Below are 20,171 nucleotides of genomic sequence, written 5' to 3'. Positions count from 1 at the left end.
CGGTCGCAATGGGCGCGACTCGGGAATGGGTTCTCGGGGCCGCTGGCCCTACTCCGCCGCCGAGGGTGGGACGCGGGCCGCGGTCAGCTGCCGCAGCGCGGCCCGGCGGCGCAGCACGGCCCTTCGGCGCTGCCAGGTGCGCTGGGTCCGACTGACGTGCATCAGTCGGTCGATGATGTCATGCGGCATGCGCCGCGCGTCGTGCGCGAAGTCCTCCAGACCGCGCAGCAGATACCGCCCGCCGGTACCCATGATCTCGCGCTCGCGGAACACGAAGGGCGCGACCGCATCCCACACCTTGATCACCCGAATCCGCAGCAGCGCCACCATCTCGTCGTCCACGATGTCGGCCAGCCGCAGCACCGCGATGTTCTGGTAGTAGTACACGATGTCGTACACCTGCCGACGCGCGTCGTCCGGCAGCCCGGAAAGGCCCAGTGCCGGGTCGTGCTCAGCGAGCAGCCGCTGCGTCACGAACCAGTAGCGGTCGTGGAACTCCACCGAGCGGAAGTCCGCGAGCAAGTCGACGTACGCCGGTAACTGGTTGCTCCGGCGCTGCAAACCGGCTTGCGAGACGGCCGAATACAACGTGACGAGCAGCGCCACCACCGACAGTCCGGTGGCCACGAGATTGAACACCACGATTCCGCCCCCCTTGCTGGCCCGCCTGCCCCGAGCAGCCCGCTTCCTCTCATTGTGTCCCGTAACGGCGGCGGCGCGGGCAGGTCCCGCAGACCTGACGAAGCACCACCAGGACCGGAGCTGTCCGGAACTGCTCCTACCTGAAGGCGAGGCACCAAACCGCCGCACACCAAGGCCGCAGCAGCGGGCGTGTTGATCATGTCCGGGGTCGGCTGGGACGTCGTACCCAGCGACTGCGTCGCCGCCCACACCGCGGCGCGTGTCGCAGCTGGGCAGGGACCGGATACCGGGATGCTGATGTTTGCAGCCCGCTTGGTGCGGACGGTCAGGCGGGTCCAGAGCGAGCGGTGTGATCGGCTCACTGCCAGAAGCACTCTTCGATCACGAGCTGAGGGTCGGTGGTTCTCCTGGTGAATTGGTACCGCAGCCAGCCACGTCCGTGGTCGAAATAGAGGACGTGCTGACCGCCGGGGCGGGTGGACTGGGCCGGTTCCACGCTCATCCCGGCTGGAAGGTCCCGGTCGGTGTCGATGCCCCGAAAGTAGGGGTCGGCGGCCGTGACGAGCTCGGCGCGGGCAGCGTGTACCAGGGTGCGGGCCGCTTCTGGGAGGGCGTCGCGGTCTTCCTCGGCCTTCTTGGTCCAGTCCGCTTGCCAGGGCGGCCCCATGAAACTGTCGGTCACTGGCCGGGTTCCGCCTGCGCTGCCTGACGGCGAAGGTTCCCGGCTTCCTCGATGAGGGCTTTGGCGCGGCTGTAGTCGGGCTCCCGGTCGGCCTCGTCCTCCAGGGCGTGCACTTTCGCCTCCAGGCGCGGGTCGCGGGAGACGGCGTATTCGCCCCACCAACGGGCCATGAAGGCAGGGACCGGCGCGAGGTCGTAGGCATCGGCGATATCGCGACGCCAATGCCGGTCGAAGTCGACAAGGAGTTGCGGAGCGTGCTGGGCGATGGCGGCGCGGAGCGCTTTTGGCGTCCTGTCCGGCATGGGGGGCACGGCCCCGGACCCGAGCGGCGCGGCGGTCATGAGCGGCATTCCTTTGGTGGTGGCGGTCAGGCTACGGACAGTGTGGAGCGCGCAGCGCCCGTGGGGCCGTCGGGGGTGCCGGCGAGGGCATCGCGCTGGCCGGTGGTGACCATGCGGGCGTGGGTGTGGACCTCGCCTCGGGCGTAGGCGTCCAGCAGAATCTCGACGAGGGCGGACATGGACCGGACCGTGTCCTTGGTGCGGCGCTCGTTGGCCGCGTGCCAAACGGCATCAGTGGTGAAGATGGTGCGGCCTCGCCGGTTGCGCGCCTCAGGGCTCGGAGAGGTGCGCGGCAGCGCGAGAGTCCCGGCGGCGTAGTCGGTGAGTGCTCGGGAGGCCACCCAGATGAGGGGTAGACCTTCGTTCTTGGCACGGCGGCCTGCGGCGTCCCATACGTCCTTGGCGATGTTCGGAGCGCGTTCCGTCTCGCCTGCTGCCGGCATGCGACGGCCCTCCTGTCGTGACGCCCTCGTAGCACTCTCGGATCTACCTAACGGAATGGTACTACGGATCGAACCGGTAAGTCAGCGGTGTGCTGGTGCGGATCCCCGGTGCGGGTGCCGTTCAGGCGCCGCACCAGCAGCTCCACCGGCCGCTCGGTCGGCTCAGCCGGTGGCCGGATCCGCGGGCCGGGTCGGGCCGCCGGGTGCGAGGTCCGTCCAGGTGCGCTCGATGTGGTCCAGGCACACGTCCCGGGGTGCGGCCGGGTGCGCCTCGTGCCATCCGTCGGGCACCGGGGCGAAGGTGGGCCACAGGGCGTGCTGGTTCTGGTCGTTGACCACGACGAGGAAGGTGCCGTCCGGGTCGTCGAAGGGGTTCACGTCTTCCTGCCGATCTCTGCGGGGTCGGGGCGGAGAATCTCTGCGGGGTCGGGGCGGAGAAGCCGGTCCGGCGGCCGTGGGGCTTGGCCTGTACGGCTCAGCGTGGCGGGGTCGTCTCCGGCGCGCCGGTGTCGGCGCAGGTGGCGGCGGGGCCCCTGTCCCTGGCGAGGAAGATGGTCTGCGCCATCATCCGGTAGCCCGACATCCCCTCCCGCAGGGTCTCGATGGACTCCTCCGGGTGCACCGAGTCGATGACCGCGTTCGGACCGACCGCGTTGAACTGGTGTGAGACTCCGCGTGGTATCTGCATGTCCACCCAGGCGTTGGGCGGCACGATCACGTTGTGCCGCTCGCGGCGCACTCCGTCGGGGGTGCCGGGCAGGTCGTCGGCGAAGCAGGACAGCGGTGCGAAGCGTCCCGTCGGGGGGCGGACGGTGATCGGCGACAGGCTGGACACGCGGATCGTGGTGTCCGGGCCGGTCATCATCCGCACGAACCGCAGCCCGGTGTGCAGGTGCATGCGCGAACAGATGTCGCGTGCGGCGGTGTCGTAGAAGTCCATGAGGTAGCGGTCGGCGAAGAAGCCCGGGAAGGGCGGCTCCAGCATGAAGACATCGCCCTCCTCGAAGACCTGCGCCCGCTTCAGCTCGCCCGCCGGTGTGGGGCGCTCCCCCTCCCCCCGGTGGGCCGCCCGGACCAGGCCGGACAGAGCGTCGACAACGGTCAGGGCGGTCTCCGGGGGCAGTTGCACCACCGGGGTGAGCCGGTTGCGGTCGGGGTCCCGGTGGCCTCGGATGTCGAGGATCTCGTCCTCGTGGTCGGGCGACCGCTTCATCCGGCCGATGGTCTCGGTGGGCTGCGTCATCCTGTCGCTCCCATGTGCTCGTTCGGTCCGGAACCGGGGTGACGCGCCCAGAGCACGCCACCCGCGTCGTGTCGCCCGGCGCGGAGCACCGAGCAGCCGGTCAGGGATGTTCCACCGTCCCGCTGCCGGGACAGCCACTCCCAGCGGTCCGCTCCCCCGCTGCCGGGGACGTCGAGGAAGGACAGCAGCGGGCCCAGCGGCCGGGCGGGGCCGCCCGGCGCGGGCCCGTGCGGGAGGAGGACCAGTGCGCCGCCGTCGAGGCGGGTCTCGACGCCCCACGGCACCGGCCCCTCCTCGACGCCGTGCCGGGCGGCCAGCTCCGCGGCCAGTTCCCCGTGCACCGAGAGCGGCCACGCGGCGAGCAGCTTCGCGCGCCACCGCGCCTTGGCGCGGGCGAGTTCCGCGTCGTCGGGGGCGTGCCAGTGCTCGCGCAGGAAGTCGTAGGCGGCCAGGACGGTGTCGTCCCCGGTCCCGGCGTGCCGGGCGGCGGTGTGTTCGGCGAGGGACCGCAGGGCCGGGTCGTCGGTCCCGGAGTCCAGGAGGTGGCGTGCGGTGGCCGCGGCGTGGCGCAGCAGTCGGTCGTACCGTGCGGGCGCCAGGCGGCGGGCGGCCAGCGGCCGGCTCATCGCCCGGCGTTGCGGCTTTCCGGTGGCGGTCGCCCGGTACCCGCCGAACTGGACGACCGCGGGCCGCAGCGGCGATCGCTCGTACAGGGTGCGGACCTCGGGCACCGGCTGTTCCGTCGCGACGAGGGCGACGTCGTCGCCGAGCGTGGGCTCGTCCACCGCGACCGCCGCGAACCGGCCGGTGAGGCCCGCCCGGCGCCAGCCGTGCTCGATGTCGAGGGGGTGGTGCTTCTCCCCGCCTCGGTTGATGCGCTCGCCCGCGCGGCCCCGCAGGACGAGGAGCCCGTCCCGGAGCTCGCCCAGGTCGCCGGTCCGCAGCCAGCCATCGTCGGTGACGGTGGCGGCGGTGGTGCGCGGGTCCTGCCAGTAGCCGGTCATCAGGTCAGGCGTTCTGATCCAGACCTCGCCGGATTCCAGGTGGAGTTCGGTACCGGGCAGTGGTACGCCCACCGGGGGTGTCCGCTCCAGGTAGTGGGTGCGGAAGTCGGTGTCGTCGAGCAGCGGCATGGTGAAGCTGAAGTTGACCGCCTCCGTCAGGCCATAGCCCTGACGCAGCCTCGGGCCGTAGCGGGAGTGGAAGCGGCGGGCCAGGTCGGCGGTGAGCGGAGCCGCGGCGGTGATCAGGTAATCCAGCCTGTCGGGCCACGCGGGAGCGGCCTCGACCAGGTCCGCGAGGAGGGCCGGGACGATGGAGGCCGTCCTGGCGCCCGAGGCGTCCAGCGCGGCGAAGTAGCCGGCCGGGTCGAAGGCGGGGTGCAGGGTGAGCGGCGTGCCGGTGAGGTGGGTGCCGAGCAGTGACATGACCAGTGCGTTGCAGTGGTACAGCGGCAGGCAGGTGCCGTGCGGGCGGTCCGGTGTGATGCCGTGCAGGACCGCTGTGCGGCGTGCGTTGCCGAGAACCGCCCGGCGGCTGAGCACGACCCCTTTCTGCGGGCCGGTGGAGCCGGAGGTGAACATGATGAGCGCTGGGGCTTCGGGCGTCGGGTGCGCGTCGGGCAGTCCGGTGGGCCGGACTCCGTGGACGTCCACGACGGCCGTGGCGGCGACCCGGGCGGCGCCCGCGGCGAGGTCCGCGTCCCCGGCCCGCGGGTGCAGCGGGACGGCGACGAGTCCCCGGTCGAAGCAGCCGATCAGGACGTTCGCGAGGCGGTGGCCGCCTGGAAGCCTGATCACCACCCTTGCTCCTGCGGGCAGTTCGTCGAGTGCGGCGCTGTCCGCCTCGTACATCGCGTCCTCGGTGGCGGTCAACGGGCCCTCCCGAGGGCTTCGGCGAGCTGGACGCCGACGGCGTCCACGTGCTGGGGCTGCATCACTTGGTGGTGTCGTGCGTCGACGTGCCCTACGGTCAGCTCGCCGCCGGCGTACGGCCGCCACAGTTCGTGCGTGGGCGCCGCGCGCCGGGGTTCGCCGGCGGCCTCGATGTAGGTGGTGGCGCCCGCGTAGCGTGGGGGGCGGTAGGCGCGCAGCAGGGCGTCGTTGTGCCGGGAGACGGCGATGACGCGGGCGATGTCGTCCTCGGTGAGGCGGGCGAAGAGGCTGCCCTCGCGGCGCAGCAGTGCCGAGACGGTGGTGAAGTCGAGGGTCTCCGGGGCGAGGCGGTCGTCGTCGAACCCGGCGGCCGTCAGCAGCAGCCGGTGCACACGGTGCTCGTCGATGGGCTCGGCGGGCCCGGCCCCGGTGGCGGCGACGGCGTCGACCAGGAACAGCGTCCCTTCGGGCTCGCCGAGTTCCCGCAGCCGGACCGCCATGGCGTGCGCCACCAGTCCGCCGAAGGACCAGCCGACCAGGTGGTACGGGCCGGACGGGCGGACCGTGCGCAGCAGCCGCAGGTAGCGCTCGGCCATCTCCTCGATCGTGCCGGGCAGGTCCGCCACTCCCCCGGCGCCCTCGGCCTGGATGCCGTGGACCGGGTGGTGCCGGCCGATGTGCCGCAGCAGGCCGGCGTAACTCCAGCTCATCCCGCTCAGCGGGTGGACACAGAACACCGGCGCGGCCGCTCCGGTGGCCCGGAAGGGCACGAGGTGTGCGGGGGCGGACGCGGTCGGCGGCCCGTCGAGCAATCGGCTCAGGGCGGCCGGGGTGGGGGCCTCGAAGACGTTCCGGAGGGCGGGTGCGAGGCCGAGGACGGCGCGTACCCGCTCGGTCAGCCGGGCGGCGAGCAGCGAGTGGCCGCCGAGTTCGAAGAAGTTGTCCTCGGGGCCGACTCTCGGTACGGCGAGCACCTCGGCGAACTGGCGGCACATCAGATCCTCACGGAGATCGCGCGGCGGCTCGGCGCCGGTGGCGGCCGCCCAGTCGGGCTCGGGCAACTGGTCGCGCAGCAGCTTTCCGTTGACGCCGAGGGGCAGCCGGTCCAGGGCGAGCAGCCGGCCGGGCACCATGTAGTCCGGCAGGTGCCGGGTCAGGTGCGCCCCGACCGCGCCCAGATCCACGTCTTCGGGGGTGACGTAGCCGACGAGCCGGCGGTCATCGGCACTGCGGTCGTGCACGGCGACTGCGGCGGCCGTGACCTGCGGATGCCCGCCCAGCGCGGCTTCGATCTCGCCGAGTTCGACGCGGTGACCGCGGATCTTCACCTGGTCGTCGGTCCGGCCGTGGAAGCGGAGCACCCCGTCGCGGCTCCATGACGCGAGGTCGCCGGTGCGGTACATCCGCCGACCGGCCGGTCCGAAGGGGTCCGGCAGGAAGCGGGCGGCCGTCAGGCCGGGGCGACCGAGGTAGCCGGTCGCCAGGCCCGCGCCGGCCAGGTACAGCTCGCCTCTCGTGCCCGGGGGGACGGGGCGCAGCCGGCCGTCGAGGACGTAAGCGCGGGTGTTGCGCAGCGGTCGGCCGAGCGGCACGGTGCCGTCGGTCCGCGCGCCGACCGGGTGGGTGGCGGACCAGACGGTGGTCTCGGTCGGGCCGTAGCAGGCGAGCAGCGACGCGGTGGCGGCGGCCAGCTCACCGGCGAGTTCCCCGGGGACCGCCTCGCCGCCGACCACGGCGCGCACGTGGCGCAGTTGTCGCGGTCGTCGTGCCAGGAGCGTCCGCCAGAGCGACGGGGTCGCCTGCATCACGGTGACGCGGTGCCGGTCGAGCAGCGCGCACAGCTGGTCGGGGTCGCGCAGCGCGTCCAGGTCGGCGAGGACCATGGCACCGCCGGTGATCAGCGGCAGGTACAACTCGGGCTTGCACATGTCGAAGCCGACGGGTGCGGAGGCCAGCATCCGGTCGTCGGGGCCGACCGCGAGCTGCTCGCGCAGGGCGAGCAGCAGGTTCACCAGCGCGGCCCGTGGCACGACGACGCCCTTGGGCCGCCCGGTGGAGCCCGAGGTGTACGTGACGTACGCGGTGTCCGGTGGCACCGGCAGCGGCTCGGCCGCCCCGGTCGTGACAACGGGTTCGGCGGCGGGTCCGGTGGCGTCGCGCACCACGAGGAGGGGTCGGGCGTCGGTCAGGAGCGCCGTGACGCGCTCGGTCGGCAGGGTGGGGTCGACGGGCAGGTAGGCGGCGCCGGTCGCCTGGACGGCGAGGAGGGTGGCGGGCAGGTCGGGGCCCCGGCGCAGCACCACGGCGACCAGGGCGCCGGGCCCCGCGCCGTGCGCGCGGAGTGCCCCGGCGAGGTGTTCCGCCCGCTCGGCCAGGTCCCGGTGGCTGAGCACGGTGTCGCCGTGCAGGACAGCGGGTGCCTCCGGGGTGCGGTGTGCCTGGGCCGCGGCGAGCGCCGCCACGGTGGTGCCGGGCGTCTCGCGGTCGGTGCCGCTCCCCTGCCCGGTCAGCCGCTCGTACTCGCCGTCGACGAGCACCGGCAAGTCGGCGACGGGGAGCTGAGGATCGGCCACGGCCGCGCGGAGCAGCCTCTCCAGGCGGGCGAGCATCAGGCGCGCGGACGCGGGGGTGAACAGTTCGGTGTCGTACTCCAGAAGACCCTCGATCCCGGCCTCGCCACCGTGGTCCGTGTAGTGCTGCCGCATGCTCCACAGCAGGTCCATCCGGGAGGCGCCGCCGTGCACGGCGACCGGTTCCGTCCGCAGGCCCGGCAGGTCGAACTCGGCCGCCGGGGTGTCCTGGAACGCCAGCATCACCTGGAAGAGGGGGTGGGCGGCGAGGGAGCGCGGCGGGTTGACGGCCTCGACCACCCGCTCGAAGGGGACCTCCTGGTGTGCGAAGGCGTCGAGGTCGGTGGCGCGTACCCGCTGGAGGAGTTCGGCGAACGTCGGCGCGCCGCTCAGGTCGGTGCGCAGCACCACGGTGTTGACGAAGCAGCCCACGGTGTCGTGCAGCGCGGCGTCGTGCCGTCCTGCGACGGGTGTGCCGACGGGGATGTCATCACCCGCCCCGAGCCGGTGCAGCAGTGCGGCGACCGCGGTGTGCACCACCATGAACAGGCTGGTCCTGGTGGTCGCGGCGAGCCGGTTCAGGCGGGCGTGCAGCGCGGCGTCGAGTGTGAAGGGGACGGTCTCCCCGCGGTGTGCGGAGAGCGGCGGCCGGGGGTGGTCCAGCGGCAGCCGCAGCACCTCCGGGGCGCCGTACAGGATCCGCCTCCAGTGGTCGACGCCGGTGTCCGGGTCGCGGTCGAGCAGGCGGATCGTGTGGTCCGCGTAGCTCACGGGTGCGCTCGTCCACCGCGGGGTGTCGCCCGCGGCACGGGCCCGGTAGGCGGTGGACAGGTCACGGGCCAGCGGACCGAGCGACCAGCCGTCGGCGGCGATGTGGTGCATCAGGAGCAGGAGTACGTGCTGCTCGGGCGCGGTCTCGTGGAGCACTGCGCGGACCGGGAGTTCTGTCTCCAGGTCGAAGACGTGCGCGGACGCGGCGGCGAGCAGTCCGGGCAGTTCCGCCTCCGAGGTGACCACCGTCTGAAACGGCAGGCCGTCGGCGTCGCGGATCCGCTGGTACGGCTCGCCGTGGTGTTCCACCACGGTGGTGCGCAGGCTCTCGTGCCTGTCCAGCAGGTCGCCGAGGGCCGCCCGCAGGGGTTCCACCCGCAGCGGCCCGGTGAACCGGACGGCGAAGGACATGTTGTACACGGAGTTGGGGCCGGCGAACCGGTCGAAGAACCACAGCCGCCGCTGCGCGGGCGAGAGCGGTACACGCTCCGGTCGCGGGGCGGTGGCCGCCCGGGCGGGAGCCACGGCGGCGCCCTCCGGGAGGTGGCGTGCCAGGTCGGCGACGACCGGGGCGTCGAACAGGGTGCGGATGCTCAGCTCGCGGCCGGTCTCCGCGCGCAGCCGGTTGATCAGACGGGTGGCGAGCAGCGAGTGCCCGCCGAGGTCGAAGAAGTTGTCCTCGGCGCCGACCTCGGCCAGTCCCAGGGTCTCGGCGAACAGGTCGCACAGCAGCCGTTCTTGCGGGTTCTCCGGCCCGCGGCTCACCGGCAGGGCGGTCTGCGGGCGCGGCAGGGCGGCGCGGTCCAGCTTGCCGTTCCCGGTCAGCGGGATCTCGTCGACAAGGACGACGAAGGCGGGCACCATGTGCGCGGGCAGCACCGTGCGGGCGTGGGCGCGCAGTTCCCCGGCCGACGGCGTCTCGGCCGGGCCGGTCCCGGCCGGCCGCGTGGCCGGGACGGCGTAGCAGAGCAGGCGGCCGCCGTCGGTGCCGGTGTCGGCGAGCACCACGGCCCGCTCCACGGCCGGGTGCTGTTCGAGGACGCGCTCGATCTCTCCGGGCTCGATCCGGTAACCGCGGATCTTCACCTGCTGGTCGATCCGTCCGAGGTACTCCAGCGTGCCGTCCGGTCGCTGCCGCGCCAGGTCCCCGGAGCGGTACATCCGGGTACCGGGCGCGCCGAACGGATCGGGGACGAACCGGCTCGCGGTGAGCGCCGGCCGGTCCAGATAGCCGCGGGTCACGCCGGGGCCGGATACGTGGATCTCGCCGGGGCAGCCCGGCGGCACCGGTCGTAGCGCGTGATCCAGCAGCCGCAGGCGGAGGTCCGGCAGCGCGGTGCCGACGACGCTCGCGGTCTCTTCGGGGTCGGTCAGCTCGGTGTACGTCGCGTGGACGGTGGTCTCGGTGATCCCGTACATGTTGACCAGGGCGGGCCGGCCCGGGCCGTGCCAGGAGCGGACGCGGGACGGTTCCAGCGCCTCCCCCGCGCATACGATCACCCGCAGGTCGGGCAGGGCGTCCGCGCCGGCCTCCTCCTCGGCCCGCAGGAGCTGGTAGAAGGCCGAGGGAGTCTGGTTCAGGGCGGTGACTCGCTCCCGGCGCAGCAGCGCCAGGAGGTCCCTGGGCGAGCGGGCCACGTCGTCCGACACCACCACCAGCCGCCCGCCGCGGCCGAGAGCGGTCCACATCTCCCAGACGGAGACGTCGAAGGCGTAGGAGTGGAACAGGGCGTGTACGTCGGCGTCGAACCGGAACCGCTCGTCGGTCGCGGCCAGCAGCCGTACGACATTGCGGTGGGTGACCAGGACGCCCTTGGGCCGGCCGGTGGAACCGGAGGTGTAGATGACGTAGGCGACCGCCTGGGGGTCCACGGTCATGGCGGGCGGGTGCGCCGGGTGGGTGGCGGCCGTGTCGGGGCCGTCGAGGAGGATCTGCGGGTGCGGGACCGGCAGCGGGACACCCGTCACGACGAGCACGGGGCCGGCTTCCGCGAGCACCCCCCGGATGCGCTCCTCGGGGTACGCCGGGTCCAGGGGCAGATAGCCCGCTCCCGACTTCAGCACTGCCAGGATCGCGACGACGAGGTCCGCCGAACGCTCCAGCACCAGGCCGACCAGGCGCTCCGGTCCCGCGCCGCGCTCGATCAGAAGGTGGGCGAGACGGTTGGCGCGCGCGTCGAGTTCCGCGTAGGACAGGGTGGTGCCGCCGTGGGTGAGGGCCGGGGCTGCCGGCCGGCGGCGCACCTGCGCGGAGAACAGGGCGGTCAGCGTGGCCGGCCCGGTGTCCCGGTCCGGGGCGGGGGCGGGGGCTTCGAGGTCGGCGCGCTCGTCGGGCAGCAGCAGGTCGACGCGTCCCAGTGGTGCCGCCGGGTCGTCGGCCATCCGGTCGAGGACGGCGCGCAGGCGGTCGAGCAGACGGCCGGCCGCGTCGCCGTCGAACAGGTCGGTGCTGTGGTCGAGTTGGAGCCGCAGTCGGTCGCCGGGCACGGCGATCAGGGTCAGCGGGTAGTGGGTGCCGTCGCGGCCCTGGACCTCCCGCAGCTTCAGGCCGGGTACCAGGGTGGCCAGTTCCTCGTCGTCGACCGGATAGTTCTCGAAGACGACGACGGTGTCGAAGAGTTCGGCGTGCCCGGTGACCGTTTGCAGGGTCGTCAGGTCGGCGTGCTGGTGGTCGAGCATGGACAGTTGCTGGGCCCGCAGGTCCGCCAGGCAGTCGGCGACCGGCCGGTGTGGGTCGAGGCGGACCCGGACCGGGACCGTGTTGATCAGCAGGCCGACGATCCGTTCCGCGCCGGGCAGTTCGGCGGGCCGGCCGGAGACCGTGGCGCCGAACACCACGTCGTCCCGGCCGGTCAGGGCGCCGAGCAGGACCGCCCAGGCCAGTCGCACGACGACGCTCGTCGTCAGGCCGCCTTCCCGCGCCAGGGCCTCGACGCGGGCGGTGGACTCGGGGTCCAGCTCGGCGGTCGTGCGGCGACGTGCCCCGGTCGCGCCACGCCGGCCGGGGCCGCCGACCAGGGTCGGGCCGTCCACGGACGCCAGCAGCGCGCGCCAGGCCGATTCGTCCGCGCGGGCGTCCCTTGCGGCCAGCCAGTCGAGGAAGTCGCGGTACGGCGTGGCGGGCGGCAGCGGGTGACCGGCGTAGAGCGAGAACAGTTCGTGGACGAGGATTGGCATGGACCAGCCGTCGACCAGGAGGTGGTGCGTGGTCAGGACGAAGGTGTGCCGGTCGGCGGACCTGCGCAGCAGCGCGGCGCGCATCAGTGGGGGGTCGGCGAGGTCGAAGCGGCGCCGGCGGTCGGCGGCGAGGAAGTCCTCCAGGTCCTCCGGTGCGGGCCTCTCGTGCCACTCCACGGCGGAGCCCGGTACCACCGCCTGGACGGGCCGGCCCGACGCACCGGGCCGGACACCGGCGGAGAGCTGCGGGTGGCGGCGCAGCAGGCGGTGCAGCGCGTCCCGCAACGCGGCGGCGTCCAGTGTCCCGTCGAGGTCGAAGACGAACTGGACGAGGTAGGGGTCCACCCCGTCGTGGTCGTAGAGCGAGTGGAAGAGCAGGCCCTGGGCCAGCGGCGGCAGCGGCAGTTCACCGGTGGCACGGGACCGGGCCCGGCCGACCAGCGCGCCCAGGACGTCGAACCACCGCTCGGCCAGGCCGGCGACGCGCGTCGCGTCGAGCAGGCCGCCGGGCCATGACCAGTGGGCGACCAGCTCGGGCCCGTCCGGGCGGTCGGTGATCACCGTGTCCAGCTCGACGGCGTGGCTCATGGCCGGCCCGGCCGCGGTCGTCAGGCCGTCATCCGAGGCGGTCCCGGCGGCGGTCACGTCGGCCAGCACCGACCAGGGGCCTTCGCCGCCGACGCCGAAGCGGCCCAGGTAGTTGAAGGCGAACTGCGGCGTGGGACGGTCGGCGAGAGCGGGAGCGCTCTGCGGGTTGAGATAGCGCAGCAGACCGTGGGTCAGTCCCGCGCGGCCGGAATCACGGGTGCGGGAGCGCACTTGAGCGACCGCGCCGTCCAGGGCGATCGGGTCGGTCCGCGCCTCGGCCCAGGAGCAGCCGGGGTCGAGTACCACGGGATACAGGGTGGTGAACCAGCCGACCGTACGGGACAGGTCGAGGTTGTCCGCGAACTCCTCACGTCCGTGGCCCTCCAGGTCCACCAGGAGCGCGTCCGGCCCGCCCCGCCAGTCGGCGGCGGCCAGGGCGAACGCGGTGAGCAGCAGGTCCTGTACCGAGCAGTCGAAAGCCGCGGTCGCGTCGCTCAGCAGGCGCGCGGTGAGCGCGCCGGGCAGGGTGGCGGTGTGGCGGCGCCGGGTGTCCTCGGCGTCCGACGCGGGATCCAGGGGGCGCGCGGCGACCGGTGGTTCCACGGGCTCCGGCGGCTGGTGGGCGAACGCGTGGAGCACGGCCGGGTGATGGGCGTACCCCACCAGCGCCTTCGCCCACTGCGCGAAGGACGTCCCGGTCGGTTGCAGCCTCGGGGTCCGGCCGCGGCGTACCGCGTCCCAGGCGGTGTCGAGGTCGTCCCGGAGGATGCGCCAGGAGACCCCGTCGACCGCGAGGTGGTGCACCGTGAGGGTCAGCGCACCCGCCGCCCCCGGTCCGGGGTCCGACCAGCACGCGTGCACCATCCGGCCGCGCTCCGGGTCGGTCGGCGGGCCCGGCCGGTTCAGCTCGACCGGCACGGTGGGCAGCACCTCCAGCGACCAGATCGGGCCCGTGACGGTCAGGGAGAGCCGCAGCATGGGGTGGTGGTCGACGAGGGCCTGCACCACCGCGCGGACCTGCTCCCCGGTAATGCCCACCGGGGTGCGTACGGTCAGGGACTGGACGAACCCGTGGAGTGTGCCGCCGCGTTCGCGCAGCCAGTGCATGACGGGCGTCAGCGGCAACGCGGAGTCGTCCGCGTCGTCCAGGGCGATCCGGTGTGCGGGGAGCCTCTCGTCCGCGAGTGCGGCGGCGAGTCCGGCGACAGTGGGGGTGCGGAAGACGTCCGGGGTGGTGATCGCCAGACCGGCGCGCTGCGCCGCCGCCGCGAGTTGGATCGCCTGGATGCTGTCCCCGCCGAGCCGGAAGAAGTCCTGGTCGAGCGGGACGTCCTGCACGCCGAGCAGCTCGCCCACCAGCCCGGCGAGCAGCTTCTCGGCGGGCGTGCGCGGGGCCGAGCCCGCTCCGGCACTACGAGCGGCGACCGCGGACTCGAGCGCGGGCAGCGCGGCCCGGTCCAGCTTGCCGTTGCGGGTCAGGGGCAGCCGGTCCACGACCATCACTGCGGCCGGCAGCATGTAAGCGGGCAGCCGGTCCCGCGCCCGGTCGAGCAGTGCCACCGTGTCGAGGCCGTCCGCCGCACCGCCGGACGCGGTCACGTAGGAGACGAGCCGCCGCCCTCCCGGGTGCTCCTGTGCGACGGTCGCGGCCTGCCGGACCCGCGGGTCGGCGCGTAGCACCGCGTCGATCTCGCCCGTCTCGATCCGGTGACCGCGCAGCTTGACCTGTCCGTCGGCGCGACCGGCGAATTCCAGCCGACCGTCCGCACTCCACCGGGCCAGGTCGCCCGTGCGGTAGACGCGGGCCCCCGGCGGCCCCGACGGGTCGGGGACGAAGCGCTCCGCGGTCGCGCCCGCGCGCCCGACGTAACCGCGCGCCACCCCCGTTCCCCCGAGATACAGCTCCCCCACCGACCCCGGCGGCACGGGCCGCAACGCGTCGTCGAGAAGCAGCACCCGCTTGCCGTCCAGCGGGCCGCCGATGGGGACGGACACGGCGTCCGCGGGCAGTTCCGGGACCGCGTACCGGGTCGCGAAGACCGTGGTCTCGGTGGGCCCGTAGCCGTTGACGACGGTGAGTTGCGGCAGTGCCTGGGACACCGCGCGGACGGCGTCCGGGGACACCACGTCCCCTCCGGTCCACACCTGGCGAACACCGGCCAGGCAGGCCGGGTCCTCGGCGGCGATGGCGTGGAAGAGTCCCGCGGTCAGCCACAGCCCGGTCACCCCGGTCTCCGCCACGGTCCGAGCCAGTTCGGCCGGGCCGAGATGTCCCGGCGCGGCGACGACCACCTCGCCGCCGGTCAGGAGCGGCACCCATAGCTCCAGGTTGAACGCGTCGAAGGCGTGCGGCGAGTGCAGCAGGACCCTGTCCGCGCCGCCCTCGGACCACCAGCGGTCGGCGGCGAGCCCGGCCAGGGCGCCCTGGGTGATGCCGACCCCTTTGGGCCGGCCCGTGGAACCGGACGTGAACATCACGCAGGCGAGAGCGTCCGGTGACGCCCCGGTCCCGGCGGGCGCGTCATCGGCGGCCGCGTCGGAGCCGGCTCGTACGTCCAACAGGCGCAGACCGCGGTCGCGGGCGTACGTCACGATGGCGTCGCCCCCGGTGTGCCGGTCGGTGACCAGCAGCCGCGCGTCCGCGTCGGACAGGACGGCCTCCTGCCGGGGCAACGCGTCGTCCCGGTGCAGGGGTACGTACGCCGCGCCCGCCCGCACCACAGCCAGAGCGGCGACGACCAGATCCACCGAGCGTTCCACAAGCAGGACGACAGTGCGCTCCGGCCCCGCACCGGCGGCGACCAGCGCACCCGCCAACACAGCGGCACGCCCGTCCAGTTCGCGGTAGGTCAGCCGCTCACCCGTTCCGGCGCAGCGCACCGCGAAGGCGTCCGGGGTACGGCGTACCCGGTCCGCGAACCGGCCGACGGCGGTGTCGGCGGGCGCGGCCGAGGTGGGCGCGCCCGTGCCCAGGGCGACGAGACGGCGGCGCTCCCCCGTGGTGGTGGTCGCGATGCGTGCCAGGGGTGTGTCGCGTTCGGCCCGCGCCACCTGCCTCAGCACGTGCGGGAAGCGGTCGGCGACGCCTCGCAGGAGTTCCTCGCCGTGGTTGGCGGGGTTGACGTCGAAGTCGAGGCGCAGTTCGCCGTCACCGCGGTCGTGCGCGAAGAATGAGAGGTCCTCGGACGGCGGCGCCTGGAGGTTGCGGACGGTCGAGGTGACCGAACCGAAGCGCAGCGGCCGGTCGAACCGCTGGATGTTGAGGACCGGCCCGAAGAACCTGCGGCCGTCGTCGGGACAGTCCACCTCCCGGCGCAGGCGCTCGCCCCGGTAGCGCTCGTGCCGGCGTACCGCCCGCAGTTCTTCGGCCACTTCGTCGAGCAGGCGGCCGACGGACGCGGCCGGGTCGACGCGGAGCCGCAGCGGCAGGACGTTGGCCGTCATCGCCGGGACGCGGCGGACGAGTTCGGCGGACCGGCCGGCGACCGGCAGGCTCAGGACGACGTCCCGGTCACCGGTCATCGCGTGCAACTGGATCGCGGTGGCCGCGGTGAACAGCCGGGTCCAGCGGTGCCCGAGCCGCCGCGCGCCGTCCCTCAGCTCGTTGAACTCCGCCGCCGGCACGTCCCTGCCTGCGCGCAGCGACCGGTCCGACGCCGCCGCCGGACCCGCTCCGAGCGTCGGGAAGTGCGACCGGCCCGCCAACCGCTCCCTCCACCGGTCGCCGTCCGCGTCGTGCTCGGCGGAGCCGCGGTATGCCTTCTCGGCGTCGACCAGCGCCCGAAGCCCGCTCCAGCCGCTTGGCGGCACCGGGCTGCCCTCGCACAGATGGCTGTAGACCTCAGCGACCCGTTCGGCGAACAGAGCCATGCCCGCCCCGTCGAGGGCGATGTGATGGACCCGGTGGAACAGCAGAGTGCGGTCGTCGCTCACGCGCAGCACCGCGCCGAAGAACAACGGCCCCGCGTCGCAGCCTCCCGCCTCGGCCATGGCCGCCCGCATCCACTCCAGCGCCGCGGCATCCGGGTCGGGCGTCTCCCGCAGGTCGACCGTCTCGACGACGTGCTCGACATCGGCGACGAGCCACTGCACGGGGGCCGCCGAACCGGCCGCTTCGATACGGACGTTCACCGCCTCGCAGTCGGCGGCCGTCCTGCCGACCGCGGTCGCCAGCAGGTCGACGGCGACCGGGCCGTCCAGCTCGAGGTACTCCGCCCACTGGTACGCGCCCGGCTCGCCGAACCCTCCGCGTTCGGCGAGCCATACCCCCAGCTGCGCGTCGGTGAGCGGCAGTTCGGCAGGGTTGTCAGGCATATGAGTGAGGGTCCCCATCCGTCCCGTCGGCGGCATGCCGACGACCGCCGTCCGATGTGTCCGTGTCGATCAAGAAGCGATGCACACCAACGAAACACGGGAGGCAATGGATGAGTAAAGCGATGGCAATGTGAGAGATCTCACGATTAATCAGAGAATGGTCAAAGGTGCAGGTGAAGAGAGTCTTACGAGACAGAAGGAGGATTTTCAGCCGCGCCTGCGGCTGCTTTACCTGCCTCGCTGGAAACTCGACCAAAAAGTCACTCCGGTGGCCGATTAATCTCTCTCGCCGACAAGGAATCCTTTCCGGCCTCAGTTCGATCGGGCCAAGGGGGCGGTGAGGATGGCTTGGACAAGGGTGCTGCGGCATCTGTGCAGGCCGCCTACGGGCTGCGTCCCGTCGCCCCTGCCGACCGTTGTGGCGCCACGGCGCCGAGGCGCCTCACTGCGCGGCCGAACAGCACCCGCCCGGCCGAAAGGCCCAGACGCTCGCACGCGACACCGAGGACGGCAGGGTCGGGCTTCGCCAGCCCGACCTCGCACGACAGCACCACCGCGTTGAGCTGATCCAGCACACCGGCGCGCTTGAAGACCGGCCGGATATCCCAACCGATGTTGCTCAGCACGCCCGTGCGCACGCCTGCGGCACTGAGCGCCTCGAGTACCGGAAGTGTGTCGGGATACGGGAGCCAGGCGTCGTTGTCGGTCAGGCAGTCGTAGAGCGCCTCCACCAGCGGCGGCTCAAACGGTCCAGCGTCAGCGATCAGCCCGGTCCAGACCCAGCCCCCGGCTCCTGGCCGCGCGGCTCACTCAACGGGCAGCCCGGCCGCCTGGCGGCGGGCAATAGCCGCCGCGACGCTCTTCGCCCCGCTCGTCCGCTCCCACCAGACCTCAGCTCTGGATCCCGTTCGAACGCTTTCTTCCGGCCGCCACCCGCCCGCCGGATCCGACCCAACGGGACTTGACCGTCCCCGACCTGGCGATACACATGAATTCCAATTGGCCGCGAACTACATGAATCAGACGTCGCCTCAGCGCCCGGCATAGTAGGTGGCGGCCTGGCGGGCCATCTCCAGTGCGGGTCCGCTGCCGTCCATGGGCAGGACGGTCCGCGACGCGATCGACCACCGGCCGTCTTCGCGGACGAGGGACCAACGGTTGGCGACGATGCGATGGACGCGGAATCCGGTCGACGTTCCGTGGTTCGCCAGTTCGCGCTCTTCACCCTTCTCGTCCGGCGTGATGAGGGCGATATAGGACGTGGCGACGGCGGTGTCGCCGTCCAGTTCGACGAGCGGCAGGCTGCCGAAGTGCGCGAGCCCGCCGGCGATCGCGGTGCGGTGCGCGTCACTTTCGACGAGGTCGACCATCTTGTCGCGGCCGCGTGCGCCGGACAGTCCGCCGCCGCGGTCGAATACGAAGTCCTCCGTGTAGATGGATTCGATGAAGTCCGGCTCGCCGGTGTCCGCGCTGAGCGGGTGCGAAGCAAGCAGGTTGTAGATCGCCAGCCGGTCTTCGATGACGCGTAGCCGGTCTTCCAGGGGCTTGATGTCGTGCATCGGCAGTCTTTCTCGCGTGGAGATCCGGTGGATGGGGGCGCGGGCGCGACCGATGCCGCGGCCGACACCGGCGATCAGGATCAATGCGCCGTTCAGGCCGATGTTCGTGCCGGGTTCCCGACTCGCGGGGGGATGACGGGGAGCAGCAGGGACGAAGCGGTGTCTCCGCCGGTGTGGATGGTGGTGCGTCCGGAGAACACCGGTGACGGCCGGTCTTCCGGATGCGTGTGCAACCACGGGCCTGAGCCCCGCGAGATCCAGGCCTCGTTGGGATCGTCCGGGGGTTCGCGCTCGAAGTCATGGCCACCGATCTGCAGTCCCAGCCGGTAGCCGGCGGGTAGGACGATGCAGGTCGGCCAGATTTCGACCTCCACGCGGTACACCTGGCCGGGTTCGGAGGGGCTCTGGTTCGTCGTGCGTGGGACCCGGCCCATTCGATGGCGTCGTAGTAGTCGCGGATTTCCCGCGGCGACATGATGTCCAGCCGTCCTGGAGATCGGCCCGCCCCGCGCGAGTCGTCCCGGACGACGGCGTAATGCCACGGCGCCCAGGTTTCCGGATCCACGGTTTCCCACGCCAGGTACTCGCGGGTCGAGCCGGGGAGGATGTCGGGATGGGCCGTGGCCAGCCAGTTCCACTGGGGCGCGTAGCCGTCCTCGTACCGCACTCCCTTTCCGTAAGGACCCAGGGTCATGATGACGGGGGACCGGCTCCGTGGTGTCCGGCCGGAACACGTCGGCTCGCAGCACGGTGCCGTCGTCGACCGGCACCGAGAAGTTTCTTGCCGAATCCGGATTCCGAGACCGAGCGGAAGACGTCGTCCAGTGTCGCTCTGGTTGATCCGTTGTCCATCGATGCTCCACTGCGGACGAAAATGCAACTGGCGAGTTGGAGTTTAAGCACGCCGCCCGCACGAGTGCAACTGACGAGTTGGAGATTGGTACCATCGCGTCATGGCCTGGGATACCGAGCGGACCAGACAGCGGCTGCTGGACGCCGCGGTCTTCGAGTACAGCGAGCACGGCCCGCTGGGCGCACGGGTGGACCGCGTTGCCGCCCGTGCCGGGGTCAACAAGGAGCGGATCTACCAGTACTTCGGCAGCAAGCAGAAATTGTTCAGTGCGGTGCTGGAACAGGAGATGATCAAGCTTGCCGCCGCCGTCCCGCTGACCGAGGAGCAGGCCGCGGACCTCGGGGAGTTCGCCGGCCGGGTGTGGGATTACCACCGGACGTACCCGCATTACCTGCGGCTGCTGTTGTGGGAGGGCCTCGACCCGGATCCGCTGCAGTCCGACCGCGCGTCGCTCGCCGCGGCCCGGGAACGGTCCGAGCACTACGCGGACAACGTCCGCGCGATCGCCAAGGCCCAGGCCGACGGACTCCTGCGGACCGACGTCGCCCCGGCACACCTGCTCTATGCCGCCCGCGCGCTGGCGGCGTGGTGGCTGGCCGTACCCTCGGCCGTGACACTCATGCTGGGGGAAGCCGCGAACGAAAGCCCCCAGGAGCGGCGGCGGGTCCTGGTGAAGCTCGTCAACGACGCCACCAGGAAGCCATGACTCCGGCGCTCGTCGCTTCGGCTGCCCCACCAGTTTGCCCTGGTGATCTGGTCCGGAGATGCGTGCGGCGGAGAGCAAGGGGCCCGTCGGGCGGCGGCCGTGGCCCAGTCGGACTCCCTGCGGCGACGTAGGATGTGAGAGCAAGCGAACGTCATGCGCTGTCTCGTGTCGCTGATGGTCTCGATGAGCACAACGCCGCGATGAGCTGTGCCCTGGCTGGTCTGGGAGTCGGCCTCGATCCCGGCCAGGGCGACAGCGGAGGCCGTGGGCGCCGTGAAGCGAGTACACGAGGCGGTTGCCATGCCCTCCCGGTCTCGGTCGGCGCGCTGCCGCCGATCACGGTGCGGCCGGGCCCTGACGGGGGTGTTCCAGGCGACGCTGTCCGGCCGCGCGGGCGCCCGGGCTCGT

12 protein-coding genes and 1 pseudogene are annotated in these 20,171 nt (G+C 72.6%); 1 reads left to right on the top strand and 12 read right to left on the bottom strand.

Annotated features, from left to right (window positions below):
• Window positions 1–48: 48 nt before the first annotated feature.
• The 12 genes and pseudogenes from KHP12_RS50235 to KHP12_RS53755 form a co-directional block, all read right to left on the bottom strand.
• Window positions 49–642 carry a DUF4760 domain-containing protein gene (locus tag KHP12_RS50235; RefSeq protein WP_143678211.1) on the bottom strand — a complete coding sequence of 198 codons (594 nt, stop codon included), beginning with the start codon at window positions 640–642 and terminating at the stop codon, window positions 49–51.
• A gap of 358 nt (window positions 643–1,000) precedes the next feature.
• On the bottom strand, window positions 1,001–1,324 hold the full coding sequence (locus KHP12_RS50230) for a hypothetical protein (RefSeq protein ID WP_244203083.1): 324 nt from the start codon (window positions 1,322–1,324) through the stop codon (window positions 1,001–1,003).
• Complete coding sequence (locus KHP12_RS50225) at window positions 1,321–1,665, bottom strand: DUF6247 family protein (RefSeq protein ID WP_037952010.1); 345 nt, start codon at window positions 1,663–1,665, stop codon at window positions 1,321–1,323. The genes KHP12_RS50230 and KHP12_RS50225 overlap by 4 nt, the downstream gene beginning before the upstream one ends.
• Before the next feature lie 26 nt (window positions 1,666–1,691).
• On the bottom strand, window positions 1,692–2,108 hold the full coding sequence (locus tag KHP12_RS50220; protein WP_086883782.1) for a hypothetical protein: 417 nt from the start codon (window positions 2,106–2,108) through the stop codon (window positions 1,692–1,694).
• A 162-nt stretch (window positions 2,109–2,270) separates the two neighbouring features.
• Window positions 2,271–2,486: an MbtH family protein gene (locus KHP12_RS50215; RefSeq protein ID WP_086883781.1), complete on the bottom strand. Its 216-nt coding sequence runs from the start codon at window positions 2,484–2,486 to the stop codon at window positions 2,271–2,273.
• 97 nt (window positions 2,487–2,583) lie between these two features.
• Complete coding sequence (locus KHP12_RS50210; protein ID WP_244203082.1) at window positions 2,584–3,351, bottom strand: hypothetical protein; 768 nt, start codon at window positions 3,349–3,351, stop codon at window positions 2,584–2,586.
• Window positions 3,348–5,225 (bottom strand): class I adenylate-forming enzyme family protein, encoded by a 1,878-nt coding sequence (locus KHP12_RS50205; protein ID WP_244203081.1) that lies wholly within the window; start codon window positions 5,223–5,225, stop codon window positions 3,348–3,350. Before KHP12_RS50205 ends, KHP12_RS50210 begins: the two co-directional genes overlap by 4 nt.
• Complete coding sequence (locus KHP12_RS50200; protein WP_211834816.1) at window positions 5,222–16,645, bottom strand: non-ribosomal peptide synthetase; 11,424 nt, start codon at window positions 16,643–16,645, stop codon at window positions 5,222–5,224. Before KHP12_RS50200 ends, KHP12_RS50205 begins: the two co-directional genes overlap by 4 nt.
• 383 nt (window positions 16,646–17,028) lie before the next feature.
• The gene (locus KHP12_RS50195; RefSeq protein WP_211834815.1) at window positions 17,029–17,376 is read right to left on the bottom strand and encodes an HAD family hydrolase; all 348 of its coding nucleotides are present in this window, start codon (window positions 17,374–17,376) and stop codon (window positions 17,029–17,031) included.
• Between the two features lie 300 nt (window positions 17,377–17,676).
• The gene (locus KHP12_RS50190; protein ID WP_208652996.1) at window positions 17,677–18,288 is read right to left on the bottom strand and encodes a nuclear transport factor 2 family protein; all 612 of its coding nucleotides are present in this window, start codon (window positions 18,286–18,288) and stop codon (window positions 17,677–17,679) included.
• An 8-nt stretch (window positions 18,289–18,296) separates the two neighbouring features.
• Window positions 18,297–18,638: a CocE/NonD family hydrolase C-terminal non-catalytic domain-containing protein gene (locus KHP12_RS50185; protein WP_245009936.1), complete on the bottom strand. Its 342-nt coding sequence runs from the start codon at window positions 18,636–18,638 to the stop codon at window positions 18,297–18,299.
• Window positions 18,635–19,084: pseudogene (locus KHP12_RS53755) on the bottom strand (CocE/NonD family hydrolase); the annotation flags it as partial. The gene KHP12_RS50185 and the pseudogene KHP12_RS53755, both read right to left, overlap by 4 nt.
• Window positions 19,085–19,157: 73 nt before the next feature.
• On the opposite strand from KHP12_RS53755, the gene KHP12_RS50175 reads away from it, so the two are divergent.
• On the top strand, window positions 19,158–19,763 hold the full coding sequence (locus KHP12_RS50175) for a TetR/AcrR family transcriptional regulator (RefSeq protein ID WP_086881864.1): 606 nt from the start codon (window positions 19,158–19,160) through the stop codon (window positions 19,761–19,763).
• Window positions 19,764–20,171: the final 408 nt, after the last annotated feature.

Origin of the sequence: Streptomyces asiaticus (assembly GCF_018138715.1) — a bacterium.
In the GTDB taxonomy this organism is placed as follows: Bacteria; Actinomycetota; Actinomycetes; order Streptomycetales; family Streptomycetaceae; genus Streptomyces; species Streptomyces asiaticus.
This window is presented reverse-complemented; position numbering and strand designations above follow the sequence as displayed.